The sequence below is a fragment of the Agrobacterium deltaense RV3 genome (genome assembly GCF_900013505.1).
Classification (GTDB): Bacteria; Pseudomonadota; Alphaproteobacteria; order Rhizobiales; family Rhizobiaceae; genus Agrobacterium; species Agrobacterium leguminum.
Genome location: NZ_LT009745.1, coordinates 1,452,709 through 1,476,260, shown reverse-complemented (window position 1 = coordinate 1,476,260; position 23,552 = coordinate 1,452,709). Strand labels below are relative to the sequence as shown.

The following is a 23,552-nucleotide window of genomic DNA, read 5'->3' as shown; positions in this document are numbered from 1 at the left end:
GGCATTTTCACGGTCGTCCGTGTGGAAGACACGGATGACTTGCCGCTTTCACTTTACTTTGGCCTTTGTCCCATGCCAAAAGCGGGCCAACGCGAACCGCACAGGAGAATAGTGGTGAAAGCCGACGAAATCAAAAAACTCGACGCCTATTTCAAGCGCACCTTCAACCCGACGATGGTGGTCAAGGCGCGTCCGCGCAAGGACGATTCCGCCGAAGTGTATCTTGGCGAAGAGTTTCTCGGCGTCGTTTATATCGATGACGAAGACGGCGACCGCTCCTACAACTTCTCCATGGCGATCCTCGACGTCGATCTGTGATCGTCACCATCCGGTGACGGATGGAGTTTCGTACTGAACCAGTCGCCCGTGGCGGTTACGCCGCGGGCGATTTGTTTTTTCGGCTGCTGACCTGCATCATCAGACGGTTTTCCGGCCGCAAGGTGACCCGCATCAGCGGCTCGGTATTTGCCGGGCTTTTGTTCCTGAGGTGGTCGTTCTGCAAAAGCACGGCGAGGATTGCGACAGCCTCCATCATGGCAAAGGCATGGCCGATGCAGACGCGCGGGCCAGCGCCGAAGGGCATATAGGCATAGCGGTGGCGCGCCTTGACCTTTTCGGGCTCGAAGCGCGACGGGTCGAAGCGGTCGGGTTCTTCCCACAGCGTCGTGTGCCGGTGGACGGCGTAGATCGGCACATAAAGAACGGTGCCGGCCGGGATATCGTGTTCGCCGAGCCTGAAGTCCTGCAATGCCGTGCGTGTCACCACAGGGGCGGGCGGGTAAAGCCGCATCGCTTCCGAAAATACCTGCCTGGTATAGGTCAGGCGGGCGATATGGTCGGCCGCCACCGGTTCACCGGCGGTAACGGTTTCAATCTCGTCGATGACCTTGCGCTCCACGTCGCTGTTTTGCGAGAGCAGATGGAAGGTCCAGGCAAGGCCGAGAGCCGTGGTTTCATGACCGGCGGTGATGAAGGTAAGGAGATTATCGATGATTTCCGTGTCGCTCATCATGCGCCCGGTTTCCGGATCTTTCGCTTCTAGCAGCATGGAAACCAGATCGTTCCTCTCAATCGGATTTTGTCGCCTTTCGGAAATGACGGTTGCAAGGCTGGAGCGAAGATAATCCACCGCCGCGCGCGCCTTGCGCCGGCCCGGATGCGGAAGCCACTCCGGTGCGCCCAGCATGGCGAGCGCGAAGGTCCAGCCCGTGGGTTTCAGATAATCGGTGATGCTTTGCTCGACGCGGGCTATATCGATGCCTTGGCCGCCGGACATCATGGTTTCGACGATGATATCGAAGGTCGTCCGCATCATCTCATGGCCGATATCGATGTCGCCGGCGGGCGATGCGTGCCAGCGCTGTTGCGTGCGGCGCGCGGCGTCGATCATGACCGGCAGCAATTCCAGCAGCTTCTCGTGCCGGAATGCTGCGGCGACGGATTGCCTTTGCCACTTCCAGTGATCGCCATCGGCCGTCAGAAGTCCCTGGCCGAGCGCGGGGCCGAGGGCGCGGCGCACATCTTCGCCCTTGCCGAGCAGATGGGCGTTCTTGACAAGCGCCTCATGAATAAGCGCGGGATCGGCAAGATGAACCCGCATGACGCCGCCGAGACGGGTAAAGACCGCCGGCTCGCTGAAAATTTCCGGCGGCAGAGCCTTCAGCGGATTGCGGATGAGCGACAGCGCGACGCGGGCGGTTGCGAATTTGGAGACGGGAGCGATTCCGGGCGTATCCGGGGAGGCGGTGCGAAGGTCGGTTCCGGTCATTTTACAGGTCCTTTGTCCGCGTTGAACACTTACATTTCCTGTTAAGGTGTATACCTTATTGTGGGTATTTAAGGTGCATACCTTAGATTTCAATGGTCGGGTTCGAAATCAATGAAGAAAAGCAGTACCGCGCGGACGGCAGCACGTCCCACACGCCAGAGAATTCTCGACGCCGCTCTTACTCTGTTTAACGAGCGCGGGCCTGACCATGTGACGACCGCCGAAATCGCAAGGGCGGTGGAGATCAATGAGGGCAATCTCTATTATCACTTCCGCACCAAGGAAGCACTGGTTCTAGCGCTGTTTGCCCGGTTCGAAGCCGATGCGCTGGCAATTGTCGGAAAGATTGACGGGGCCGATGAGGGAGCGGCGGCAACCTATGCCGGTTTTCTGCGGCTCTGGTTTTCGCTGGTGTGGGACTACCGGTTCCTGTTTCGCGATCTGGTCGGTCTTGTCTCTTCCGCCCCGGCGCTGGTGGAGCCCGTGCGAACCATAAGCGCCGCGATGCGCCTTGCCGTCGGCGATATCGTCGCGCGCATGGAGAAAGCGGGCCTCGCTGCGATACCCGAGGAAGAACGGCCTGCCGTTTTGACGAACCTATGGATCGTCTCCACCTATTGGGCGTCCTATCTCAACCTTCAGGAAGGCATCACCGAGTTCGGTCCGCCGCAGCTGGACTGGGGATTGAAGCAGGTCTCAAGCCTGTTCAGGCCCTATCTCTCCCCGGAAGCGAAAGCCGAGCTGGAGGCGCTGCTGGTAGGGGAGCCGTAAGTTTCACCGGGTAGTGACAGGGCCGGAAAACAGGGACGCCCGCGACGATATCCGTCGCGGGCGCCTTTACAATTATCAGCCATATGCCGCTGAAGTATCAGGCAGCCTTCAACAAATCGCCATGCGGATCGAGGACGAACTTGGTGGCCGCGCCCTGATCGAAGCTTTCATAGCCCTGCACCGCATCGTCGAGCGCGATGATCTTGGCGTTGACGATATCGGCAATCGGCAGGCGGTCGTGCAGGATCGCCTGCATGAGCTGGCGGTTATATTTCAGCACCGGCGTCTGTCCGGTGTGGAAGGATTGCGCCTTTGCCCAGCCGAGGCCGAAGCGCAGCGACAGGCTGCCCTGTTTCGCCGCCGCATCCACCGCGCCGGGGTCTTCGGTGACATAGAGGCCCGGAATGCCGATGGAGCCGGCGGCGCGGGTGATTTCCATCATCTGGTTGAGAACGATGGCCGGCTGTTCGCCGCCCGCATGGCCGCGCGCTTCGAAGCCGACGGCGTCGATGGCGCTATCCACTTCGTTGGTGCCAACGATTTCGGCGATCATGTCGCCCAGCCGGTCGCCTTTGGAAAGATCGACGGGTTCAAAACCGACTTTTGCCGCGTGCGCAAGGCGATCCTTGTTGAAATCGCCGATCATGACGACCGCAGCACCCAGAATGCGGGCGGATGCGGCGGCGGCAAGGCCGACCGGGCCGGCGCCCGCGACATAGACCGTGGAGCCGACGCCGACGCCCGCCTTGACCGCGCCATGGAAGCCGGTCGGCAGAATGTCGGAGAGCATTGTGAGGTCGCGGATCTTCGACATCGCCTTGTCGCGGTCCGGGAACTTCAGCAGGTTGAAATCGGCATAGGGGATGGTGACATAACGGGCCTGTCCGCCGATCCAGCCGCCCATATCGACATAACCATAAGCACCGCCGGCGCGGGACGGGTTTACCGTCAGGCAGACGCCGGTATCCTGCGACTTGCAGCAGCGGCAGCGGCCGCAGGCGACGTTGAAGGGCACGGAGACGATATCGCCGATTTCCAGCATTTCGACATCGACGCCTTTTTCGATGACTTCGCCGGTGATTTCATGGCCGAGGACGAGGCCCGGCATCGCCGTTGTGCGGCCGCGCACCATATGCTGGTCGGAGCCGCAGATGTTTGTGGAAATCACCTTGAGAATGACGCCGTGCTCGATGCGGCGGCCATCCGGCGCCTCAAGCTTCGGGTCATCGATATCGCGAACCTCGACCTGACCCGGCCGCATGTAGACGACGCCTCTGTTCCTGCTCATATCCATCTCCTCCATGGTTTGAACACCGTACCTGTCCGCTCCTCCGGAAACAGGTGACTTCATGGGTGCAGCAAACCATGTGAGGGGAGATGTGGCGTTCGGGAATACGACACGCGGTGTGGTCGTAACGACACCGCGTTTCGCCCGATGTCACGGTGGCGTTATCTGTCGAGCGGTTTTCTGAGACGGCCGGCGGCGTCCTGAATATATTGCCAGGCGACACGGCCCGAGCGGCCGCCGCGCGTGGTCGCCCATTCCAGCGCCTCGTGATGCAGCGTTTCGCGGTCAAGACCCAGATCGAAATGCGCCGCATAGCTGTCGATCATCGTCAGATAATCTTCTTGGCCGCATTTGTGGAAACCGAGCCACAGGCCGAAACGGTCCGAGAGCGAAACCTTCTCCTCCACCGCTTCCGAAGGGTTGATGGCGGTGGACTGCTCGTTTTCCATCATGTGGCGCGGCAGAAGATGGCGGCGGTTGGAGGTCGCATAAAACAGCACATTGTCCGGCCGGCCTTCGATGCCGCCGTCCAGCGCCGCCTTCAGCGATTTATAGGCCGTATCGTCATGGTCGAAGGAGAGGTCGTCGCAGAAGACGATGACGCGATGGCCGGAGGCCTTCAATATATCGAGCAAAGCGGGCAGGGTGTGGATGTCCTCGCGGTGCACTTCCACCAGTTTCAGCGAAACGCCGCTTGCCGCGCGCACATCTTCGTGAACGGCCTTGACCAGCGAGGATTTGCCCATGCCGCGCGCACCCCACAACAGCACGTTATTCGCGGCAAAACCTTCCGCGAAACGCAGCGTGTTTTCGTGGAGAATGTCGCGGACGTGGTCGACGCCACGGATGAGCTTCAGGGCGATGCGGTTGGGGCGGGGAACCGGCTGGATAAAGGAGTTGACTGGCGCCCAGACGAAACAATCGGCCGCATTCCAGTCGTTTACGGCGGGCGCCGGCCCGGCCAGACGTTCCACGGCGATGGTGAGCCGGCGCAGTTCTGAAAGAAGCAGGGAGGCCGTTTCTTCTCGAATCATGGTGTTTCTTCCGCTTGTCTGGTGTTCAAAACTCTGTTTTGCGCCCGGCCTAGCATGGCGTTTCAGGCCCATAAAGGTTAAGAGGTCCGGAATCGGTACGGCGTGGGCCCTGCATCTGTTGCAATCCCGGCGTTCCCCACTATATTCCGGCGGCTTGAAAGCTGGGGCGGCATCCAAGGTCGTGCCGTAATTCTGAGGAGTTTTATATGTTCATTAGTCAAGCTTTTGCCCAGGACGCAGCGGGCGGCGCATCGGCCTTCGGTTCCGGCCTTGAGATGCTTTTCCTGTTTGCGCCGCTTATGGTGGTCTGGTACTTTTTCCTTATCCGCCCGCAGCGCGCGCAGATGAAGAAGCGCCAGGAAACGCTGACCAATATTCGCCGTGGCGATCAGGTCGTTCTCGGCGGCGGCATCGTCGGCAAGGTGACCAAGGTCATCGATGACAATGAACTCGAAGTCGAAATCGCCGAAGGCGTGAAAATCCGTGCCGCCCGTGCCTACATCGCCGAAGTGCGTGTGAAGGGCGAAGTGGTCAAGACGGAAGCCGCTTCCTGATCCTGCCGGATTATCGAATGCCCGATTGCGAATTTTGACGGGTTGCGCAAAGCGCTACCCCAACCCTGACCGAGATCGAAATGCTTCATTTTTCCCGTTGGAAAACAGTCTTCATCTGGCTGCTTGTGCTGGCAAGCGTCTTCATCGCCTCTCCCAACCTGTTTACGGACAAACAGCTGGAGGGCATGCCTGCCTGGTACAAGGACAACAAGGTAACGCTCGGTCTCGACCTTCAGGGCGGTTCGCACATCATGCTCAAGATCGAGCGTTCCGACATCGTCAAGGAACGGCTTGAAACGATCGTGGGTGATGTGCGCACGCAGCTTCGCGACGCCAACATCCGCTATTCGGGGCTGACCGGCAACGGCCAGCAGATTCAGGTCCGCATCAGCGATCCCGCTCAGGTGGAGGCCGCCAAGAACGCGCTTCGCGACCTGACGCAGCCGGTGTCCGCCGGCACGCTGGTCGGCGGCTCCATCACAGAAGTGACGATGAATGACGGTGGCGACAATCTGCTCAGGCTCAACCTGACGGATGAAGGCATCGACTACCGCCTGTCGTCCGCCGTTTCGCAGTCCATCGAAGTCGTGCGCCGTCGCGTTGACGAAGTCGGCACCACCGAACCGCTCATCCAGCGTCAGGGTTCGGACCGCATCATCGTGCAGGTGCCCGGCCTTCAGGATCCGCAGCGCCTGAAATCGCTTCTGAACCAGACGGCAAAGCTCTCCTTCCGCATGGTCGATACGACGATGCCGGTACAGGAAGCCATGAACGGCCGTCCGCCAGCGACCTCCGAGGTTCTCTATTCACAGGACGATCCGCCGGTTCCCTATCTGGTGGAACGTCGCGCGCTCGTTTCCGGCGACAATCTTGTCGATGCGCAGGCAAGCTTCAACCAGCAGACCAACGAACCGGTCGTCACCTTCCGCTTCGACAGCCGCGGTGCGCAGCGCTTCGCGCAGGCGACGCAGCAGAATGTCGGCAAGCCTTTCGCCATCGTTCTCGATAACCAGGTCATTTCCGCACCTGTGATCCGCGAGCCGATCATCGGCGGTTCGGGGCAGATTTCGGGTAATTTCTCGGTGCAGGGCGCGAACGACCTCGCGGTTCTGCTGCGCGCCGGCGCGCTGCCGGCCACGCTGACCGTGGTTGAAGAACGCACCGTCGGCCCGAGCCTCGGTAACGACTCCATCACCGCCGGTCTGACGGCCAGCGCCATTGGCGCGGTCGGCGTCCTCATCTTCATGTTCGTCTTTTATGGCTTCTTCGGCCTGCTGGCGAATATCGCCCTCATCGTCAACGTCATCATGCTGCTTGCGGTGCTAAGTGTGATCGGATCGACGCTGACCTTGCCGGGTATTGCCGGTATCGTCCTGACCATCGGCATGGCCGTGGATTCGAACGTTCTGATCTATGAGCGAATACGCGAGGAGGTGAAGAGCGGCAAACCGCTGATCCAGTCACTGGATAACGGCTTTACCCGCGCCTTCGCCACTATCATCGACGCCAACCTGACGACGCTGATCGTCGCAAGCGTGCTGTTCTACATGGGTACCGGCCCGGTCAAAGGCTTCGCGGTTACGCTGGCCGTCGGTATCATCACGACCGTCTTCACGGCCTATACGCTAACAGCGTGGATGTTCGGCTACTGGGTTCGCCGCAGCCGTCCGAAGCACCTGCCGAAGGGTGTCCGCACCGCCATGTTCGACGGTCGCGACATTCCCTTCATGCGTTATCGCCGCGTGGTGTTCATGATCACCGGCGCCATCATGCTCGCCTGCGTCGGCGGTTTCGTGGCCAAGGGTCTGAACCTCGGCATCGATTTCCAGGGCGGTTCGGTCATCGAAGTGCGCGCCAAGCAGGGTGAAGCCGATCTGGCCGATATTCGCGATCGTCTGAACCAGCTCAACCTCGGTGAAATCCAGGCGCAGAATTTCGGTACGCCGCAGGATGTTCTCATCCGCATTCAGGCGCAGGACGGCGGCGAAAATGCTGAGCAGTCCGCCATCACCATGGTACGCGGCGAGCTTGAGGACAAATACGACTTCCGCCGCGTGGAAGTGGTGGGTCCTGCCGTTTCCGGCGACCTGACCGTTACCTCCACCATCGGCGTTATGCTCGCCATGGCGGCGATCATGGTCTACATCTGGGTTCGCTTCGAGTGGCAGTTTGCACTCGGCGCGGTCATCTCCATGGTGCATGACGTTGTCTTCACGATAGGACTGTTCGTCTTCCTGGGGATAGAGTTCAATCTGACCAGTATCGCGGCGATCCTGACGATCATCGGTTATTCACTGAACGACACCGTCGTCATCTACGACCGTGTCCGTGAAAACCTCAGGCGATACAAGAAGATGCCGCTTTCCATGATCATCGACGTGTCGCTGAACCAGACTCTGTCGCGTACGATCCTTACCGGTCTGACCGTACTTCTGGCACTGCTGGCACTGTATCTCTTCGGCGGCGAGGTCATCCGTTCCTTCACCTTCGCCATGCTGTTCGGTGTCGGTATCGGCGTGTTCTCCTCGGTCTACATCGCCGCTCCGGTGCTGATCGCCTTCAAGCTGCGTCCTGATAGCAAGGATGCGGAAGACGAGAAGGACGACAAGAAAGAAAACAACACCGGCGCCATTGGCGGCAAGCCTGCCGTCTGATGGCCGGCGGGATTGAAATACGCCCGGCCCATTTTCCCGGCCGGGCGCCCATCGATGCCTATGGCAATGGCGGGTTCCGTTTTGCCGACATGTCGCATCGCGGTTCGCTTCTGCTCCTGCCTTCGGGCATCTATGGGTGGGAGCCTGTCGATGCGAAAGAACTGACGGTCGGACATTTCGAAAAGGTTCTGGCGGAAGCGCAGGATATCGAAGTGCTGCTGATCGGCACGGGCGACGGCATGCGGGTTCTGCCGAAGGAATTGCGCGCCGCCTTCAAGGAAGCGGGCATTTCCGTCGACCCGATGAGCACGGGTGCTGCCGTGCGCACCTATAACATCATGCTGTCGGAATCGCGTGCCGTGGCCGCGGCGCTGATTGCCGTCGAAGGCTGACAGGACGTTTCGCGCGGGGAACCATGGCACCCACAGAAAATCTCGACGTCTGCCTCGCGACGCTGCGCGATACCGATCGCGACCGCTATCTCGCCTGTCTTCTGTCGCCTGCCGACAGGCGTAATGCGCTTGCCGCGCTATACGCCTTCAATGCCGAAATTGCCCGCATCCGCGATTCCGTGCGCGAAGCGCTGCCCGGAGAGGTGCGCATGCAATGGTGGCGCGATCTTCTCGACGGCAATCCACATGGCGACAGCCAATCCCACCCGGTGGCAGCAGCGCTTTTGACGACGATCGAGCACTATCGCCTGCCGCGCCCGGTTCTCGCCAATATGATCGAGGCGCGTATCTTCGATCTCTATGACGACCTGTTCGAGGATCGCAATGCATTGGAAGGTTATGCCGGAGAGACCGCATCCGCATTGATCCAGCTTGCAAGTCTCGTGCTTTCCGCTGAAGACGCCGCATCCAGCGCGGAGGCGGCAGGGCACGCGGGCGTGGCGCAGGCCATGGCGGGCATGCTGCTGCTCATGCCGCTGCACCGGCGTCGCGGGCAGGTCTATATTCCCGCCGATATGCTGGCTGCGGCCGGGCTCGACCGCGAAACATTTCTTGAAGGGCAGGACAGGCAGCGCATCGGCATCGCCATCGAAATTTTCGCGGCCCATGCGCTGGATCATATTGAGAAGGCGAGACGCGCGAAGATTTCGAAAAATGTCTTTGCCGCCTATCTTCCCGTCGCCCTGTCCGGGCCGGTCATCGCCGCCGCGAGAAAGGCGGGGAGCGGCGTATTCGACGGAGACCTGCAACTGTCGCAGCTTCGCCGGCAATGGCTGCTGGCAAAGGCTTCGTTCCTCAAGCGTTTCTGATGGCGCGGATCGTGCCAGGCGGCGAAGCGACGTCGATCCCGCAAAGCAACACTTCGCACAAGCCTCGGTCTATATGAAGCTGAACCGGGTTCGCGTCGTTTCGATTCGCGAATCTTGATGTTTCGATGCTGAGGGAGCGTCCCGGATGAGTATTGCGATCTGGATTATCGTTTTCGTGCTGCTTTCGGTCTTCGCTGTTTACGCCTGGCGCATGTCGCGGGCGACGGATGAGGATAACAGTCACGATGTGGGGCAGGCGATCATGGATTTCGCCCGCGCCTTTCCCAATGAGGCGATCAGAAGTCTGCATATGACGGCGGATGGCGGCGCAGCCTTCGTGCGGCTGCACGACAACAAGGCCGGCTTCATGCGCAATATGGGATCGCATTATGTGTGCGTGATGATCGATCCCGAGCGGATCCGGGTCGAAAGTCTTGAAAGCGGCGACGGTTTCGTCGTCACCTTTTTCGACATGCCGAAATATAGCGGCTCATACCGGTTCAAATCGGCCGGAGAAGCGGCCGAGGTTTCCCTCTGGCTGCTCGGCAGTCTCGTGGAGGCGCAGGACCATCACGACGAAGGCCCGCTGCCCTCGAACGGTTGAGGCACGTCAGGTGTCGGCTGTCACTGCCCGTCAAGCGGCGGGGTCGCACCGGCCTGCTGGCGCTCGCGCCAGATGATGAACAGGCCGGATGCGACGATGATGAGGATGCCGAGCCATTTCGACGGCGTCGGGAAATCCGAAAACAGCGCATAACCCAGGATCGTCGCCGAGATGATCTCGAAATACTGGAACGGCGCCAGCAGAGAGAGCGGCGCCAGCCGGAAGGCCCTGACGATCAGCAGGTGCATGTAGCCGGATATCGATCCTAACAATATGAGCAGGGCAAGTGCGAAGCCGGATTGCGGCAGCGAGACGGCAAAATCCTTGTCGCCCAGCGCATCGCCGGCGAAAAGTGCCGCCCCCATGAACACGGTTCCCGCAATGCCGGACATTGTCTGCATGACCAGCGGGCTGTCGGCATCGCCGATGGCGCGGTTCAGGAAAAGGTAGAGCGTATAAAGAAAGGCGCAGGCGACCGGCAGAAGCGATGTCCAGCCGAAGATTTCGAAACTCGGCTGTATGACGATCAGCGCGCCGCCGAAGCCGACCGCAATCGCCGTCCAGCGCTTCCAGCCCACCTTGTCACCGAGGAAGAGGGCCGACATCATCGTCAGCATGAAAGGCTCGACGAAATAGATCGCGAAGACATCGGCGAGCGGCATGTATTTGACGGCGGCGAAGAACATCAGGCTGGCCGAGGCGTGCAGGACGCCACGCAGGCAGTTCATCCACGGCCGCTTGGCGCTGAACAGCGCCCTGGGCGACACCACGAGCAGCAGCGGCAGGGTGCAGAGCACTTGGAAAAAGAAGCGGTAGAAGGTCACCTGCGCCGGCGACATGCCGCCGCTCACCGCCATGTATTTGGCAATCGCATCCATGACCGGCAGCACCAGCATGCAACCCGCCATGATGGTCATGCCCTTGGCGATATCGTTGAAACCGGTCTGGCTGGTCATGGATCGGGGAGTCATGGGTCAGGCTGCGCTTTCGACCGAAAGGTCCAACGGGAGAGGGGACGCCCGCAAGGTCGCCCCCCTTCCGGGGTCAGGCAGCCTTCTGGCGCGGCAGGCTCTTCATATCAATGACGAAACGATAACGCACATCGCTTTTTATCATGCGTTCATAAGCGTCGTTGATCTGATCGATATCGATCATCTCGATTTCGGCAGCGATGCCTTTTTCGGCGCAGAAATCCAGCATTTCCTGCGTCTCGGGAATGCCGCCGATCATCGAGCCGGCAAAGGTCTTGCGACCGGGAATGAGGCTGAAGGCCATAACCGAGAGCGGCTTTTCAGGCGCGCCCACCTGCACCAGCGCGCCGTCACGTTTCAGCAGCGCCAGATAGGCGTTGATGTCATGGTCGGCGGCCACGGCGTCGATGATGAGATCGAGGCTCGAAGCGGCTTTTTTCATCTGCTCGGCATCGCGCGAGACGATCACCTCGTGTGCGCCGAGCTTTTTCGCATCCTCCGCCTTGCCGGGCGAGGTGGTGATCATCACCACGGTTGCGCCCATGGCATTGGCGAGCTTGACCGCCATATGGCCAAGACCGCCAAGACCGACAACGCCGACACGCTTGCCGGGTCCGGCGTTCCAGTGGCGCAGCGGCGAGTAGGTGGTGATACCCGCGCAGAGCAGGGGTGCTGCTGCCGCCGGATCGAGGCCTTCGGGAATATTGAGGACGTAACGGTCATCGACGACGACGTGGGCGGAATAACCGCCGAGCGTATGCGCGCCGCCGCCCATCGCTTTGTCGGGCGAATTATAGGTGCCGGTCATGCCGTTTTCGCAATATTGCTCCAGCCCCTCGGCGCAGCTTGCGCATTCCCGGCAGCTATCGACGATACAGCCGACGCCGACGCGGTCGCCCGCCTTGAACCGGGTGACCTGCGCGCCGACACGGCCGACGCGGCCGATGATTTCGTGGCCTGGAACGCAGGGATAGAGGGAGCCCGGCCATTCGCTGCGGGCAGTGTGGATATCGGAGTGGCAGACGCCACAGAATTCGATCTCGATTTCGACATCGCGCGGGCCGGGATCGCGACGCTTGATGGTCGCGAGCTTCATCGGCGAAGAACCGTCATCGCAGGCATAGGCGGACGTTGTGAACATGATCGTTCCTCCTCTTGTGGTGATCGATGCTGGAAACACCGGCCTGCGGCAAAGGTTGCGGTGGGATCAGCCGCTTGCGCCGGTTTCGGGCACTGCCTCGCCAAACACCTCCTCAAAGGCCTCGCGCAGCAGAACGTCGACGTCGCCGATCATAACCGGCAATCCAAGATCGACAAGGCTGGTGACGCCATAGGCGCTGATGCCGCAGGGAACGATGCCGGAAAAATGCGAGAGGTCCGGATCGACATTGATCGAAAGCCCGTGGAAGCTCACCCATTTGCGCAGCCTGATGCCAAGTGCCGCGATCTTGTCCTCGGCCATGCCGCCATCGGGAAGCAGCGGTTTTTCCGGCCGCCGGACCCAGACGCCGACGCGGTCCTCGCGCCGCTCGCCACGCACATTCATCTTGTCGAGCGTGCGGATGATGACATCCTCCAGCGCCGCCACATAGGCGCGGACATCCTGCCGCCGACGCTTCAGGTCGAGCATGACATAGACTACCCGCTGTCCCGGCCCGTGATAGGTATATTCGCCGCCACGACCCGTGGCGAAGACGGGAAAACGCTCCGGTTCTATGAGGTCGGCGGCATCGGCGCTGGTGCCGGCGGTATAGAGCGGCGGATGTTCCAGAAGCCAGACGAGTTCGTCGGCCTCGCCGCTGGCAATGGCGGCGACTTCACGCTCCATTTCCTCAATCGCCTGCTCATAAGGGACGAGGCCTTCCGAGATTCGCCAGCGAACAGGCGGCGAACCGGCGGCGGGCAGCATGTTTGTCTCGATATCGGTGCGTGTGAGCATGAAAAAGTCCTTTCCACAGCCTTCTCGCAAAATGGCGACAAGGCCGCAACCCCAGCATTTCCGGGCTTCCTGCATATAGGATGGTGCGGTGCGATTTTTAATTTCAAAAAACTGTCACGACGCTCTTGTGCACCGAAAATCCTTTTGCTACATGCACCCCCGTCGGCGCAAGTCGACGCCTACCACGATGCGGTCGTGGCGGAATTGGTAGACGCGCAGCGTTGAGGTCGCTGTGGGGCAACCCGTGGAAGTTCGAGTCTTCTCGACCGCACCAAAGAAACCCGCTTCGGCGGGTTTTTTCTTTTTTAGCCAGTCGTTTAGCTTGCCTTCTGTTTCCTGTCCCAGGTTCGTTGGACCGTATTGGATGTGTCCCAAACCACACCAATCTGCTTTATCCCGCGGCCAGAGCGCCACGAATTAACGGCGGCAAATTATCGACCTGCCGCCGTTCGAATTGAATGCACGAGGTGGGATCAGCGTCGGTTGCGCTGGCCGTCACCGACACGGTAGGGGTCACCATCCATGACCTGATCCATGCGCCACTCGTTTCCACGATATGGACTATGCCACGTCTGGCACCCGGCCAGAAAGACGGTTGCGGTCAGCAATCCGAACGTGAGGGCGGCTCGCACCATATTGAACTCCTTCGACATGTCATCACAAGCCATGTAGGCGCAGGCAGGTGGTTTTGCGATGCCTCTTCGAAATTTATCGTCCATTTCGGAAACCTGGAGCACGTCCGGTCAAAACGGAATCGTGGGGCGTGCTCTATCGCTTTGTTTTTTCGCATTCCGGGACGTAAAACCGCTACGCACTTTTACTGGAAATGCTCCAGCTGGATTCGGTCATCGTCAAATTTCAGTGGATATCGATGCACGCTGTAGTAGCCGTGCGTTTCCCCCTACAAAAAGGAGGGGTGGAATATTAGAGGTCCGATGTTAGCTTTTGTCAGGAAAATATGTCTGGGGGTTTTCGTGCAGGGGGACAAAACGGATTCAGACAATGCGCTTGGCTATTACATGTGGAGTATTTCCGATAACAGGCTGATCATGGATGCGGTCACTGCGGAATGCCATGGGTTTTCGGAGCCGGTTGCGTCGAGTGGGGTGACTATCGAGGAGATTCTCGAAAGAATCGACGTCGAGATGCGCGATCAGGTGGCGCAGGCCATTTTTGAGAGCATCACTACCGGGGTGTTTTTCGACCAGCGCTACAAGGTCAATCTGCCGGATGGGTCGGATCGGTGGATCGTGGCGAAGGGCAGGGCGATTTTCGATGCCGACAATACGCCGTTTCTGGGTATTGGCAGCGTTCGGGATATTACCCTGAAAAAAACCTATCAGTTCGAGCCTCGGCAATAGCGACCGGACGGGTGAAAACCGCGCATAAAAAGAGGCGGCTTTCGCCGCCTTTTTTCGTCTGCACCGTGCGGGGACATCAGAAGACGGCGAGATATTTCAGCAGCGAAATAATGCCGATGATGATGACGATCACCTGTGCGATCTGTTTCGCACCGCCGCCGACCGGCAGTCGCGCGATAAGCCACAAGACGAGCACAATCACCAGGAAGGTGATCAGAATGCTGACGAGCGTAGATGTAACCATATGTCCCAGCTCCCTTTTCAATCAATACTCAACGGTCGTTCACCGTTGCGTGAGTAAAAGCGCGAGGCTAATTTTGGTTCCATCGGGTGAAATTGCGGTGTGAGGTCGGGCATGAATCAGTTCAGGGTTAAAAAGCGGCCGACGGGCGCTGTCGTCACTCTTGGCCGTCTCGGGCATCCCGATGTCGTCACGGCCACCGGAGGCGCCCTGACTGTGGTGACGGCGGCCTCGGAGCCGGGTTTCAATCCGCTCGACCTTCTTTATTCGTCGCTGTCGGCCTGTCTGGCGCTCAGCGCCCGGATTGCGGCGAGCCGCATGGGCGTGCTCGACCGGTTCGAAAAGGTCATGGTGCGTGTATCCGGCGAAAAGGCTGAGGAGGAGCCGTCGCGGATCGTGCGTTTCGATGTCCGGATAGAGATAAAGGGGGGGTTCGATGAGGCGACGCGCAGCGCCATCGCCCATATGGCCGAGGATATCTGCACCGTCAGCAACACGCTGAAGGGCGATGCGGAATTTGCGCTGTCGATTACCGGCTGACCATCAGGATTTCCGGGATTTTTCCCATTTTTTCACCAGCCGGTCGCGCTTGAGCTTCGAGAGGCGCTTCAGCCAGAAAATGCCGTCCAGCTGGTCGATCTCGTGCTGGATGCAGATGGCGTGAAATCCCTCGGCGGCCTGCCGGTGTTCGCCGCCGGCTACGTCCTGAAATCTCACCTCGATTTCGGAGGGTCGCTCCACTTCCTCCGTGAAGCCCGGCATGGAGACGCTGCCCTCCACATGGCGCATGGTCTGCGTGGATTGGCTGACGACTTCAGGATTGATGTAGGTGAGCACGGTTCCCGGTGTCAGCTCCAGCACGAAAACGCGCTGTTTGACGCCGATATGGGCGGCGGTGATGCCGACGCCGGGTGCGGCGCGCATCGTATCGATCAGGTCCGTCACCAGTTCCTGCAATTGCCCGTCGAAAGCCGTGACCGGCGCGCAGATTTCGGACAAGCCGGGATGGGGATAGGGCAGGATCGGCCTGATTGCCAAGGAATGCTCCGTTCGTTTCAAATCCGTAGGGACGCCGCCGCAAGGGCCTGTCCTTCTTTGGTTGCCTCCAGAAAGCTGCGCTGGGTGCGGGCATCGCGTTTTGTCACCCGCACGAAACGTGGCGACAGGGCAGTGATTTCGCGCAGAATGAGGGCGTGTGCAAGCCCCAGCCGGTTGGCGATACTGCGGCTGTCAGCGGCGATGGTCAGATAAACCGAAAGAAGGATCGCTGCGCCCGTGGCGGTCAGCGCCTGTGAGGCGCTTTCCTGAACCCGCTCCACCGCCGCCATGAACGCCGCAGTGGATTGCTCCTCTTCCATCAGGAGGCATCCCGGCGCAGGCGAACGGAGACGAGCACCGATTTCGATGTCGGCGTGAAACTGCCTTCGCCGTAGCTCGACAGCGGCACCAGCACATTCAGTTCCGGATAATAACCGCCGACGCTGCCCTGCGGGATATTATAGGGCACCAGCCGGAAATTCTTTGCGATGCGTTCCACGCCGTCGCCATATTCGCCGATGACATCGACGCGCTGGCGGGAATGAGCGCCGAGAGCTTCCATGTCCTTCGGGTTCATGAAGATGACTTGGCGCTCGCCATAGACGCCGCGATAACGGTCATCCATGCCGTAGATCGTGGTGTTGTATTGATCGTGGCTGCGGAAGGTCTGCAATACGAACAGGTCGTCGCGCGTGAGCGCCTGCTGGTGTTCGGTCTGTTCGGGCAAGGGGCCGCTATAGAAGGTGGCCTTTTTCGCCGGTGTGTTCCATTCCCGTTCGGCCGCCGCATTGCGCAGATGAAAACCGCGCGGTACGCGGACGCGCTCGTTGAAATTATCGAAACCGGGAATGACCCGCTCGATCATGTCGCGGATGAGATCGTAGTCATCGGCAAGCGCCTTCCAGTCGACATGGACATTGCCAAGCGTCGCCTCGGCGATGCCGGCGACGATGGCGACTTCCGAACGCAGCTCATCCGAGGCCGGCGGATTGATGCCGCCGGAACCGTGCACCATGCTCATGGAATCTTCGACCGTGACGATCTGCGCGCGGCCGGCCGAATTGCGGTCGATTTCCGTTCGGCCGAGGCAGGGCAGCACGAAGGAGGTTTCGCCCGGCACCAGATGCGAATGGTTGAGCTTGGTGGCGATGTTGACGGTCAGCTTCTGCTTTTCGAAGGCCTTGACGATCAGCGGGCTGTCGGGCGTCGCACGCATGAAATTACCGCCGAGCGCGATGAAAGTCTCCGCCTCGCCGTCCAGCATCGCAGCGACGGCTTCCACGGTATTGTGGCCGGGCTTGCGCGGCATGGGGACGCCGAGTTCCTTTTCCAGCGCGTCGAGAAGCGCTGGCGGGGCTTTTTCGTCGATACCGACGGTGCGGTCGCCCTGCACGTTGGAATGGCCGCGCACCGGGCAGAGGCCGGCGCCCGGACGGCCGATATTGCCGCGCAGCAGCATGAAATTGGTGATCTCGCGAACGATGATGACCGAATGCTTATGCTGGGTGACGCCCATGGCCCAGGTGGCGATGACGGAACCGGCATTCATGTAGATGCGGGCGGCTTCCTCGATCTCCGCGCGGGTGAGGCCGGACTGGTCGAGAATGCTTTCCCAGCTCGTCGCATCGACGGCAGCACGATAGGCCTCGAACTCTGCCGCATGTTCGGCGATGAAGTCGTAATCGATGATGGCGGGTTCGCCCGCCGCCCTTGCGGCATCGTCGGCGGCGAAGACCGCCTTGCTCATGCCGCGCACGGCCGCCATGTCGCCGCCCTGGCGCGGCTGGTAATAATTGGTGGCGATGCGGGTGCTGCCGCCGGTAATCATCTCCACCTTGTCCTGCGGGTCGGCAAAGCGTTCCAGACCCTTTTCGCGGATGGGGTTGAAGACGGCGATGCGGGCACCGCGAAGGGCGGCGCGGCGCAGGTCGCCCAACATGCGGGGATGGTTGGTGCCGGGATTTTGCCCGATGACGAAAATGGCGTCCGTCTGTTCGAAATCCTCGAGCAAAACGGTGCCCTTGCCGACGCCGATCGAAGCCTTCAGGCCAACGCCGCTCGCTTCGTGGCACATGTTCGAACAATCGGGGAAATTGTTGGTGCCGTAAAGCCGGACCATCAACTGATATAGGAAGGCCGCCTCGTTGGAGGCGCGGCCGGAGGTATAGAACTCCGCCCGGTCCGGGCTGTCGAGGCTGTTGAGGATACGGCCGATTTCGGCGAAGGCATCGTCCCAGGAGACGGGCAGATATTTGTCGCTCGCCCGGTCATAACGCATGGGATGGGTGAGGCGGCCCTGTTTTTCCAGATCGTAGTCGGACCAGCCGCGCAGTTCCGAGACGGTGCGGCTGGCGAAGAAGTCCGGCGGCACGCGGGCCTCCGTCGCTTCCCATGACACGGCCTTGACGCCGTTCTCGCAAAATTCGAAAGACGAGCCGTGTTCCGGGTCGCCCCAGGCGCAGCCAGGGCAGTCGAATCCATCCGGCTGGTTGGTCTTCAAAAGCGTGCGGGCGCCGGAAATCGGGGCGCCGGATTCAAGAAGGCGTTTGCCGACGCTTTTGAGTGCGCCCCAGCCGCCTGCGGCTGTCGATGCCTTGCCAATGAAGTCCGTCTTGCTCATGTTCCTGATTCCCGGAATCTGTCTTCTCGTGCCGCCAGTCGGCGTTTGCCGTTTGTCAAATGCCTATCCAGAAGCGCCGTTCCACGCTGCCTGTCAATGTCTTAATTGTGCATTGCGGCGAAACCTTTGTTCGCCCGTTCGACATTTAAAACGGGAACGGCGTAAAGGGGGTGGGCGTTGTCGCAAAACAAGCTGCAAAGCCTGGCTAAACATGCCTATAGCCGCTGCCCGTGGCTAAGCCTGCGAAGAGGAAGAGGAATGTCGTATGGATTTTTCGTCGCAGCCGGAGAGCTTGTTTATTTGCCGCTATCCGGTTGTTGACAATAAACCTTTTAACGCCATTCTGCCTGCGCATCCGTGCACTGCGGCATTTGAATACAAGGGGACGCCAGATGACAGACCGTGACGACGATCCTGTCGCGCCCGAGGACATGAAGCCTGCGGAAGCGCCCTCCGATATTTACGCAGAAGACGGCTCCGTCCGCTCGGATTTTCTGACGATGGTGGGTGCCGCGATCGCTGACCGCGATCTGCTTTTCCTGCGCAAGAACGTGGCGCGGCTGCACGAATCCGAACTCGGCGACCTGCTGGAATCCATCCTGCCGGAACAGCGCCATGCGCTGGTGCGTCTTCTCGGTTCCGACTTCGACATGACGGCGCTGACCGAGGTGGATGAGGGTATCCGTCTCGATATCGTCGACCAGATGTCGAACGAGCAGATCGCAGCCGGTATCGGCGAGCTGGATTCGGACGACGCCGTCTATATTCTCGAGGACCTCGACGACGAGGACCGCGAGGATATTCTCTCGCAACTGCCGTTCACCGAACGTGTGCGGCTGATGCGGGCTCTGGATTATCCGGAAAGCTCGGCCGGGCGCCGCATGCAGACGGAATTCGTGGCTGTGCCGCCGTTCTGGACAGTGGGGCAGACCATCGATTATCTGCGCGAGGAGGAGGAGCTGCCGGATTCCTTCACGCAGATCTTCGTCATCGACCCCACCTTCAAGCTGGTCGGCGCGCTCGATCTCGACAAGGTGCTGCGCGCCAAGCGTCAGGTGAAGATCGAAACGATCATGCACGAGACCAACCACTCCATTCCGGCGGAAATGGACCAGGAAGAGGCCGCGCAGCTTTTCGAGCAATATGACCTTCTCTCTGCTGCCGTGGTCGACAACAACGGCCGACTGGTGGGCGTGCTGACCATCGATGACGTGGTGGACGTCATTCAGGAAGAGGCCGAAGAGGATCTGCTGCGCCTTGGCGGTGTCGGTGACGAAGAACTGTCGGACTCGATTGCCAGCACATCGCGTTCACGCGTGCCCTGGCTTGCGGTCAATCTCATCACAGCCTTTCTCTCCGCCTCCGTCATCAGCCTGTTCGATGCGACGATCCAGCAGATCGTCGCGCTGGCGATCCTGATGCCGGCGGTGGCCGGCATGGGCGGCAATGCCGGGTCGCAGACCATGACGGTGTCGGTGCGGGCACTTGCCACCAAAAGCCTCGATATTCACAACGCCGCGCGCATCATCCGGCGTGAGGCGGGTGTGGGTATCCTGAACGGCATGCTGTTCGGTTGCGCCATCGGCATTGTTGCCGGCATCTGGTTTCAGGATATCCATATCGGCGGCATCATCGCCACGGCCATGTGTCTCAACATGCTGGCGGCGGCGCTGGCGGGCATTCTCATTCCGCTGGTGCTCGACAAGTTCGGGGCGGACCCGGCGGTCTCCTCGGCGGTCTTCGTCACGGCGGTCACCGATATTGTCGGCTTTTTCGCCTTTTTGGGGATCGCGACCTGGTGGTACGGTATTTCCGGGTAAGGCTAGGCGGGCGAAAATTGACTTTTACGTGAAGGTCAAATAATATCATCCGGTTATGAATCGGATAGACCCTTGGACAAGTATTATAGCATAACCGAACTGACACGCGAATTCGGTGTTTCCACCCGTACCTTGAGATTTTACGAGGACGAGGGGCTGATTCACCCTGAGCGTCGCGGGCGCACACGGCTTTTCAGGGCTGCGGACCGCCGCCTCATTCAGGAAATCCTGCGCGGCCGCCGTATCGGTTTCACGATCTCCGAAATTCGCGAAATCATCCACGTCTACAAGGAACCGCCGGGCGAATCGGGCCAATTGGTGCTTCTGATGAAGAAGGTCGATGAAAAGCGCGCCGAGCTTCGGCAAAAACGCAAGGACATCGAAGAGACGCTGGCGGAACTCGACAATGTCGAAGAAGCCTGTCTGACGCGGCTTGCCGAAATCGGCGTGGGGACGTGAAGCCGGCCCCGGCCCTATAGCGGTGTTGGCTATTCCGTTGACGTAGCTGTCAAGAATGGCTCCGAAGCCTTTTCACTTTTGTTGCATATGGAACGAGCGGGTTTCGCTTGTCTCTTCTCCCCGCCGGGGAGAAGGTCGCGGCAGCGGGATGAGGGGGCAAGCTCTCGATTTATCGCCGACGTTGCCGCCTCATCCGACCCTTCGGGCCACCTTCTCCCCGGCGGGGAGAAGAAAAGGCGGCAAGCGCTAACGTTCTGGCTACCTGAGCCTACTGCGCCTCAACCGTGCACTGCTGCGCCACCTCGCTTACCTTCGTTTGCTGATCGGCGCTGAGCTTGCCTTCCATCATCGTGTCGAACAGGTTTTCCGCCTGCAGCTTCTCCAGCGTGCAGCCGCAGAAACGCTGGCACAGTTCCAGTCCGTTCGCCTGCTCGACGCAGCTCTTTTCACAGCTCGATTTGTAAAGCTCGACCTGATCGACAGGCGGGGGCGGGGCGATGAGCGACAGGGTGTAGACGAGGCCGATCAGCACCGGTTGGTGGATGAGGTAAAAGGCAAGGCTGTGACGGCCGGCGCCTGCAATCAGGTTGCGAGGCGAACTCGGGCTTCGAAAGCGGTCGAGCCAGTCGCGCGGCGTGACGAATTGCGACACCGCAAGTCCGGCGAGGAAGGGCGCAAGCCAGGGCAGCAGCGGCACATAATCGTTCGAGCGGGGGGGCATGGTGGAAAAACCGATCCAGGCCAGCCATTTTGCGTTGAACAGTTCCGATTGCAGATAGTGCGGCAGGATGAAAGCAACCACTGCAAAAAGCAGCGTCACGGCCGCGGGTGCTCGCAGGAACAACAGCCCGACAAGGCTTGCGGCGGCGATATTGTGCAATATGCCAAAGAAGATGAAGCTGTGCGGAAAGGCGAAATAGGTGGCGACGGTAATGAGCAGCGCCGAGCCGGCCACCATCGCAAAACGCTTGCCGAAGGACGGCCAGTTCACGCCCTTGCCATGGGCGAGAAACAGGCTGAAACCGGCCAGAAACAGGAACGAGCTGGCGATGCCGCGCGCATAGAGTTTCCACAGGCCGGTCGTCGCCGTGCCGGGTTCGAGATAGCCGAAATATTCCAGATTCCACGTGAAGTGGTAGGACGCCATGGCGATGAGGGCCAGCCCGCGCAGGGTGTCGAGACCGCCTATGCGGCCTTTGCGGCGGTTTTCGTTTGCGGCTGCGTTCGTGTCCATGGTTTCCGTTTTTCAAGCTTTCGGGGAGGCCGGTATCACGCTGGGCTTGGCCCTTGAAGTGCGGCTATTTCAAGGCCTGTTTTCTTCCATGATGGCGCGTCGTGCTTCGGAAAAGAACTGGCGGCGTAGCAGCGCCACGATGATGATGACCGTGCTGGCGATAAAGACATAAGGGCTGATGAACCAGCCGAGATAACCGATGGACAGAAAGATGGTCCGCAGGCCGTCATTGAAGTTCTTAGCAGCGATGATGTTCATCTTTATGACGTTTTCGGCCGCCCGCTCCGCCGCCTCGCGATCGGCGCCGACGTCGTGAACCATGGGAATGGCGCCGAACAGGATCGTGCAATAGTTGAACAGGCGGTACGACCAGCCGAACTTGAAGAAGGAATAACCGAACAGGCAGGTGAGCCCGATGACCTTCAGTTCAAAGGCCGTGCGCCCGGCGTAATGCACGAAAGGCATGTCGCGAAACACCGATTCGACCTGTTCGGTCGCGCCCAGAAGGGCGAAACATCCGCCGATGGCGAAGATGGAGGTGGAAGCGAAAAAGGCGGTGCCGTTCTGCAGGCCGGCCATGATCTGCGTGTCGATCATCTTCAGGTCGCGCTTCAGCGAATTCATGATCCAGTCTCGCCGACGCTCGGCCATGGCCTGATTGAGGCTGGCTCTCGAAAATAGCCGCGTTCCCGTCGTGACATGGGTATAGACGGCCCATAACAGGATGAAAACGACGATCGAGATATAGTCCATGACGGTCATCACGGGCAGGCCACCTTGCTGTTTGCGAATCTTCGAAAGCATATTGATTTGAAGGCCATGGCAAGGCAATGGCGGCGGCTGCCGTCACTCCATATTCTCCTTTGGCGTTGCGGTTTCATCATTCGGTTTTTCGCTAACTTTCCGGTAACCAAGTCGCTTTATCAATCCAGTCGCGGACGACAGGTCTGCCGGTTCCGGATTAAGGTTTTGCGTTCCGGTTCCGCCTGATTTTTGGCTAACGGCAGGGACCGATTGACAGGATGGCCGTTCGCACCTAGCCTTTCATCAGGACCGGTGTTTCCGGTATCCGGAGTCGCCAAGGCTGATATGCCCCGCATCCTGCAGGCAGGTCTTGTTTTCTCCGGCCCGGTATCAGCGGCAGTCCGGCATGAGCAACCGGGGGACGCCTTTTTCTACGAATCGTTCCCTTCATGTCTGCCTGTCCCTGGCCTGCGACACGGCGAAGATGCCGGTCCACTTCATTCTCTTCCTTCAGGTTTTAGATGACAGATAAAAACCGCTCCGTTTTCATTCTTGGCGGCGCGCGCTCCGGCAAGTCCCGTTTTGCGGAAGAGCTTGCGGGCAAGTTCGGTGGAAGCCTGCATTATCTGGCCACCGGCCGGGCATGGGATGACGAGATGCGCGACCGCATCGTCCATCATCAGGCGCGGCGCGGCGGCGAATGGACCACGCATGAAGCGCCCGTCGATATTGCCGCCGTGCTGGAGCAACTCGACGCGCCGGAAAATGTAGTTCTCATCGATTGCCTCACCCTGTGGCTCACCAATCTGATGATGGAGAATGCCGATATCGAGGCTGCCGTTGCGGCGCTTGAGGCGGCGATTGTATCGGCTCGGGCAAAGCTGATTTTCGTCTCCAACGAAGTCGGTCTCGGCATCGTGCCGGAAAACCGCATGGCGCGGGAATTTCGCGATCACGCCGGCTGCCTGCATCAGCGAATCGCCGCCATTGCCGGTGAGGTCTATTTTGTCGCCGCCGGTCTGCCCCTGAAGATGAAGGGCTGAAGCGGCACCCGCGAAAGCGGGCCGACATCGCCGTGTATTTTTGCTCTTACGCAAATTCCTCTCATAAAGCCGCGCCCCGTTTTGCCGGGGCTGCGACAGCTTTGCTTTCTTGATCTGGATCAAGGTGGCGTTCCCCTGCCGGTGGCAA

Annotated in this window: 25 protein-coding genes and 1 tRNA gene; 13 read left to right on the top strand and 13 right to left on the bottom strand. The window is 60.0% G+C overall.

Annotation, left to right across the window (positions count from 1 at the left end):
* The first annotated feature begins 114 nt into the window (after positions 1 to 114).
* Complete coding sequence (locus tag AGR7B_RS07510; RefSeq protein ID WP_003524869.1) at positions 115 to 318, top strand: DUF3126 family protein; 204 nt, start codon at positions 115 to 117, stop codon at positions 316 to 318.
* 55 nt (positions 319 to 373) lie between these two features.
* Here AGR7B_RS07510 and AGR7B_RS07505 read toward each other — a convergent pair whose 3' ends face one another.
* Positions 374 to 1,768 (bottom strand): cytochrome P450, encoded by a 1,395-nt coding sequence (locus AGR7B_RS07505; protein ID WP_080856380.1) that lies wholly within the window; start codon positions 1,766 to 1,768, stop codon positions 374 to 376.
* Between the two features lie 111 nt (positions 1,769 to 1,879).
* Between AGR7B_RS07505 and AGR7B_RS07500 the strand changes: the two genes are divergently transcribed.
* A complete protein-coding gene (locus tag AGR7B_RS07500; RefSeq protein ID WP_080856379.1) occupies positions 1,880 to 2,539 on the top strand; it encodes a TetR/AcrR family transcriptional regulator in 660 nt (219 codons plus the stop codon).
* Positions 2,540 to 2,636: 97 nt separating this feature from the next.
* Here AGR7B_RS07500 and fdhA read toward each other — a convergent pair whose 3' ends face one another.
* A complete protein-coding gene (gene fdhA, locus AGR7B_RS07495) occupies positions 2,637 to 3,827 on the bottom strand; it encodes a formaldehyde dehydrogenase, glutathione-independent (RefSeq protein ID WP_003524961.1) in 1,191 nt (396 codons plus the stop codon).
* A 161-nt stretch (positions 3,828 to 3,988) separates the two neighbouring features.
* The gene (locus AGR7B_RS07490) at positions 3,989 to 4,861 is read right to left on the bottom strand and encodes an ATP-binding protein (protein ID WP_003524963.1); all 873 of its coding nucleotides are present in this window, start codon (positions 4,859 to 4,861) and stop codon (positions 3,989 to 3,991) included.
* A gap of 206 nt (positions 4,862 to 5,067) precedes the next feature.
* Between AGR7B_RS07490 and yajC the strand changes: the two genes are divergently transcribed.
* From yajC to AGR7B_RS07465, 5 genes are all read left to right on the top strand, one after another.
* On the top strand, positions 5,068 to 5,415 hold the full coding sequence (gene yajC / locus AGR7B_RS07485; protein ID WP_003524964.1) for a preprotein translocase subunit YajC: 348 nt from the start codon (positions 5,068 to 5,070) through the stop codon (positions 5,413 to 5,415).
* Positions 5,416 to 5,495: 80 nt separating this feature from the next.
* Positions 5,496 to 8,069, top strand: coding sequence for a protein translocase subunit SecDF (gene secDF / locus AGR7B_RS07480; protein WP_003524965.1), 2,574 nt, complete (start codon positions 5,496 to 5,498; stop codon positions 8,067 to 8,069).
* Entirely contained in the window at positions 8,069 to 8,461 is a 393-nt protein-coding gene (locus AGR7B_RS07475; protein ID WP_003524967.1) for an Mth938-like domain-containing protein, read from the top strand. Before secDF ends, AGR7B_RS07475 begins: the two co-directional genes overlap by 1 nt.
* Positions 8,462 to 8,484: 23 nt before the next feature.
* Positions 8,485 to 9,330, top strand: a complete 846-nt coding sequence (locus AGR7B_RS07470) for a phytoene/squalene synthase family protein (protein ID WP_080856378.1) — start codon at positions 8,485 to 8,487, stop codon at positions 9,328 to 9,330.
* 145 nt (positions 9,331 to 9,475) lie between these two features.
* Positions 9,476 to 9,934, top strand: coding sequence for a hypothetical protein (locus AGR7B_RS07465; RefSeq protein ID WP_059753108.1), 459 nt, complete (start codon positions 9,476 to 9,478; stop codon positions 9,932 to 9,934).
* 20 nt (positions 9,935 to 9,954) lie between these two features.
* Here AGR7B_RS07465 and AGR7B_RS07460 read toward each other — a convergent pair whose 3' ends face one another.
* The 3 genes from AGR7B_RS07460 to lipB all read right to left on the bottom strand — a co-directional run bounded on the left by AGR7B_RS07460 (position 9,955) and on the right by lipB (position 12,844).
* Positions 9,955 to 10,890 (bottom strand): DMT family transporter, encoded by a 936-nt coding sequence (locus AGR7B_RS07460; protein WP_162934077.1) that lies wholly within the window; start codon positions 10,888 to 10,890, stop codon positions 9,955 to 9,957.
* Positions 10,891 to 10,978: 88 nt separating this feature from the next.
* The gene (locus tag AGR7B_RS07455; RefSeq protein ID WP_003524975.1) at positions 10,979 to 12,046 is read right to left on the bottom strand and encodes an NAD(P)-dependent alcohol dehydrogenase; all 1,068 of its coding nucleotides are present in this window, start codon (positions 12,044 to 12,046) and stop codon (positions 10,979 to 10,981) included.
* A gap of 66 nt (positions 12,047 to 12,112) precedes the next feature.
* Positions 12,113 to 12,844, bottom strand: a complete 732-nt coding sequence (gene lipB, locus AGR7B_RS07450) for a lipoyl(octanoyl) transferase LipB (protein ID WP_121490406.1) — start codon at positions 12,842 to 12,844, stop codon at positions 12,113 to 12,115.
* Positions 12,845 to 13,033: 189 nt separating this feature from the next.
* Between lipB and AGR7B_RS07445 the strand changes: the two genes are divergently transcribed.
* Positions 13,034 to 13,118 (top strand) — tRNA-Leu (locus AGR7B_RS07445).
* Between the two features lie 199 nt (positions 13,119 to 13,317).
* On the opposite strand, the gene AGR7B_RS07440 is transcribed toward AGR7B_RS07445, so the two are convergent.
* On the bottom strand, positions 13,318 to 13,563 hold the full coding sequence (locus AGR7B_RS07440) for a hypothetical protein (protein ID WP_125145676.1): 246 nt from the start codon (positions 13,561 to 13,563) through the stop codon (positions 13,318 to 13,320).
* A gap of 216 nt (positions 13,564 to 13,779) precedes the next feature.
* Between AGR7B_RS07440 and AGR7B_RS07435 the strand changes: the two genes are divergently transcribed.
* Entirely contained in the window at positions 13,780 to 14,205 is a 426-nt protein-coding gene (locus tag AGR7B_RS07435) for a PAS domain-containing protein (RefSeq protein WP_065655024.1), read from the top strand.
* Between the two features lie 76 nt (positions 14,206 to 14,281).
* Here the strand turns inward: AGR7B_RS07435 and AGR7B_RS07430 are convergent, their stop codons facing one another.
* Complete coding sequence (locus tag AGR7B_RS07430; protein WP_003502827.1) at positions 14,282 to 14,449, bottom strand: Thivi_2564 family membrane protein; 168 nt, start codon at positions 14,447 to 14,449, stop codon at positions 14,282 to 14,284.
* A gap of 111 nt (positions 14,450 to 14,560) precedes the next feature.
* On the opposite strand from AGR7B_RS07430, the gene AGR7B_RS07425 reads away from it, so the two are divergent.
* Complete coding sequence (locus AGR7B_RS07425) at positions 14,561 to 14,986, top strand: OsmC family protein (protein WP_080856377.1); 426 nt, start codon at positions 14,561 to 14,563, stop codon at positions 14,984 to 14,986.
* A 3-nt stretch (positions 14,987 to 14,989) separates the two neighbouring features.
* On the opposite strand, the gene AGR7B_RS07420 is transcribed toward AGR7B_RS07425, so the two are convergent.
* From AGR7B_RS07420 to AGR7B_RS07410, 3 genes are read right to left on the bottom strand one after another with little or no spacing between them, the layout of a single operon-like run.
* Positions 14,990 to 15,484: a peptide deformylase gene (locus AGR7B_RS07420; protein WP_080856376.1), complete on the bottom strand. Its 495-nt coding sequence runs from the start codon at positions 15,482 to 15,484 to the stop codon at positions 14,990 to 14,992.
* A 17-nt stretch (positions 15,485 to 15,501) separates the two neighbouring features.
* Positions 15,502 to 15,804 (bottom strand): hypothetical protein, encoded by a 303-nt coding sequence (locus AGR7B_RS07415; RefSeq protein ID WP_080856375.1) that lies wholly within the window; start codon positions 15,802 to 15,804, stop codon positions 15,502 to 15,504.
* Positions 15,804 to 18,104 carry an FdhF/YdeP family oxidoreductase gene (locus tag AGR7B_RS07410; protein ID WP_080856374.1) on the bottom strand — a complete coding sequence of 767 codons (2,301 nt, stop codon included), beginning with the start codon at positions 18,102 to 18,104 and terminating at the stop codon, positions 15,804 to 15,806. Before AGR7B_RS07410 ends, AGR7B_RS07415 begins: the two co-directional genes overlap by 1 nt.
* A 392-nt stretch (positions 18,105 to 18,496) precedes the next feature.
* Between AGR7B_RS07410 and mgtE the strand changes: the two genes are divergently transcribed.
* Complete coding sequence (gene mgtE / locus AGR7B_RS07405; protein WP_065655029.1) at positions 18,497 to 19,924, top strand: magnesium transporter; 1,428 nt, start codon at positions 18,497 to 18,499, stop codon at positions 19,922 to 19,924.
* Positions 19,925 to 19,996: 72 nt separating this feature from the next.
* Positions 19,997 to 20,383, top strand: a complete 387-nt coding sequence (locus AGR7B_RS07400) for a MerR family transcriptional regulator (protein ID WP_003524989.1) — start codon at positions 19,997 to 19,999, stop codon at positions 20,381 to 20,383.
* Between the two features lie 268 nt (positions 20,384 to 20,651).
* On the opposite strand, the gene AGR7B_RS07395 is transcribed toward AGR7B_RS07400, so the two are convergent.
* Together AGR7B_RS07395 and AGR7B_RS07390 are read right to left on the bottom strand one after the other, a co-directional pair.
* Entirely contained in the window at positions 20,652 to 21,617 is a 966-nt protein-coding gene (locus AGR7B_RS07395; protein ID WP_080856373.1) for an acetyltransferase domain-containing protein, read from the bottom strand.
* Between the two features lie 69 nt (positions 21,618 to 21,686).
* On the bottom strand, positions 21,687 to 22,379 hold the full coding sequence (locus AGR7B_RS07390) for a DUF599 domain-containing protein (protein ID WP_003524993.1): 693 nt from the start codon (positions 22,377 to 22,379) through the stop codon (positions 21,687 to 21,689).
* 503 nt (positions 22,380 to 22,882) lie between these two features.
* On the opposite strand from AGR7B_RS07390, the gene cobU reads away from it, so the two are divergent.
* Positions 22,883 to 23,404: a bifunctional adenosylcobinamide kinase/adenosylcobinamide-phosphate guanylyltransferase gene (gene cobU, locus AGR7B_RS07380; protein ID WP_080856372.1), complete on the top strand. Its 522-nt coding sequence runs from the start codon at positions 22,883 to 22,885 to the stop codon at positions 23,402 to 23,404.
* The last annotated feature ends 148 nt before the right edge of the window (positions 23,405 to 23,552 follow it).

What these genes read in the sequence shown, in the direction of transcription:
- AGR7B_RS07460 (WP_162934077.1), bottom strand. Translation starts at nt 10,890, where the DNA reads ATGACCAGCCAGACCGGTTTCAACGATATCGCCAAGGGCATGACCATC.
- AGR7B_RS07440 (WP_125145676.1), bottom strand. Translation starts at nt 13,563, where the DNA reads ATGGACGATAAATTTCGAAGAGGCATCGCAAAACCACCTGCCTGCGCC.
- AGR7B_RS07430 (WP_003502827.1), bottom strand. Translation starts at nt 14,449, where the DNA reads ATGGTTACATCTACGCTCGTCAGCATTCTGATCACCTTCCTGGTGATT.
- AGR7B_RS07415 (WP_080856375.1), bottom strand. Translation starts at nt 15,804, where the DNA reads ATGGAAGAGGAGCAATCCACTGCGGCGTTCATGGCGGCGGTGGAGCGG.
- AGR7B_RS07395 (WP_080856373.1), bottom strand. Translation starts at nt 21,617, where the DNA reads ATGGACACGAACGCAGCCGCAAACGAAAACCGCCGCAAAGGCCGCATA.
- AGR7B_RS07470 (WP_080856378.1), top strand. Translation starts at nt 8,485, where the DNA reads ATGGCACCCACAGAAAATCTCGACGTCTGCCTCGCGACGCTGCGCGAT.
- AGR7B_RS07425 (WP_080856377.1), top strand. Translation starts at nt 14,561, where the DNA reads ATGAATCAGTTCAGGGTTAAAAAGCGGCCGACGGGCGCTGTCGTCACT.
- AGR7B_RS07500 (WP_080856379.1), top strand. Translation starts at nt 1,880, where the DNA reads ATGAAGAAAAGCAGTACCGCGCGGACGGCAGCACGTCCCACACGCCAG.
- cobU (WP_080856372.1), top strand. Translation starts at nt 22,883, where the DNA reads ATGACAGATAAAAACCGCTCCGTTTTCATTCTTGGCGGCGCGCGCTCC.
- AGR7B_RS07455 (WP_003524975.1), bottom strand. Translation starts at nt 12,046, where the DNA reads ATGTTCACAACGTCCGCCTATGCCTGCGATGACGGTTCTTCGCCGATG.
- AGR7B_RS07505 (WP_080856380.1), bottom strand. Translation starts at nt 1,768, where the DNA reads ATGACCGGAACCGACCTTCGCACCGCCTCCCCGGATACGCCCGGAATC.
- mgtE (WP_065655029.1), top strand. Translation starts at nt 18,497, where the DNA reads ATGACAGACCGTGACGACGATCCTGTCGCGCCCGAGGACATGAAGCCT.
- secDF (WP_003524965.1), top strand. Translation starts at nt 5,496, where the DNA reads ATGCTTCATTTTTCCCGTTGGAAAACAGTCTTCATCTGGCTGCTTGTG.
- lipB (WP_121490406.1), bottom strand. Translation starts at nt 12,844, where the DNA reads ATGCTCACACGCACCGATATCGAGACAAACATGCTGCCCGCCGCCGGT.
- AGR7B_RS07410 (WP_080856374.1), bottom strand. Translation starts at nt 18,104, where the DNA reads ATGAGCAAGACGGACTTCATTGGCAAGGCATCGACAGCCGCAGGCGGC.
- AGR7B_RS07465 (WP_059753108.1), top strand. Translation starts at nt 9,476, where the DNA reads ATGAGTATTGCGATCTGGATTATCGTTTTCGTGCTGCTTTCGGTCTTC.
- AGR7B_RS07475 (WP_003524967.1), top strand. Translation starts at nt 8,069, where the DNA reads ATGGCCGGCGGGATTGAAATACGCCCGGCCCATTTTCCCGGCCGGGCG.
- yajC (WP_003524964.1), top strand. Translation starts at nt 5,068, where the DNA reads ATGTTCATTAGTCAAGCTTTTGCCCAGGACGCAGCGGGCGGCGCATCG.
- AGR7B_RS07490 (WP_003524963.1), bottom strand. Translation starts at nt 4,861, where the DNA reads ATGATTCGAGAAGAAACGGCCTCCCTGCTTCTTTCAGAACTGCGCCGG.
- AGR7B_RS07435 (WP_065655024.1), top strand. Translation starts at nt 13,780, where the DNA reads ATGTTAGCTTTTGTCAGGAAAATATGTCTGGGGGTTTTCGTGCAGGGG.
- fdhA (WP_003524961.1), bottom strand. Translation starts at nt 3,827, where the DNA reads ATGAGCAGGAACAGAGGCGTCGTCTACATGCGGCCGGGTCAGGTCGAG.
- AGR7B_RS07390 (WP_003524993.1), bottom strand. Translation starts at nt 22,379, where the DNA reads ATGACCGTCATGGACTATATCTCGATCGTCGTTTTCATCCTGTTATGG.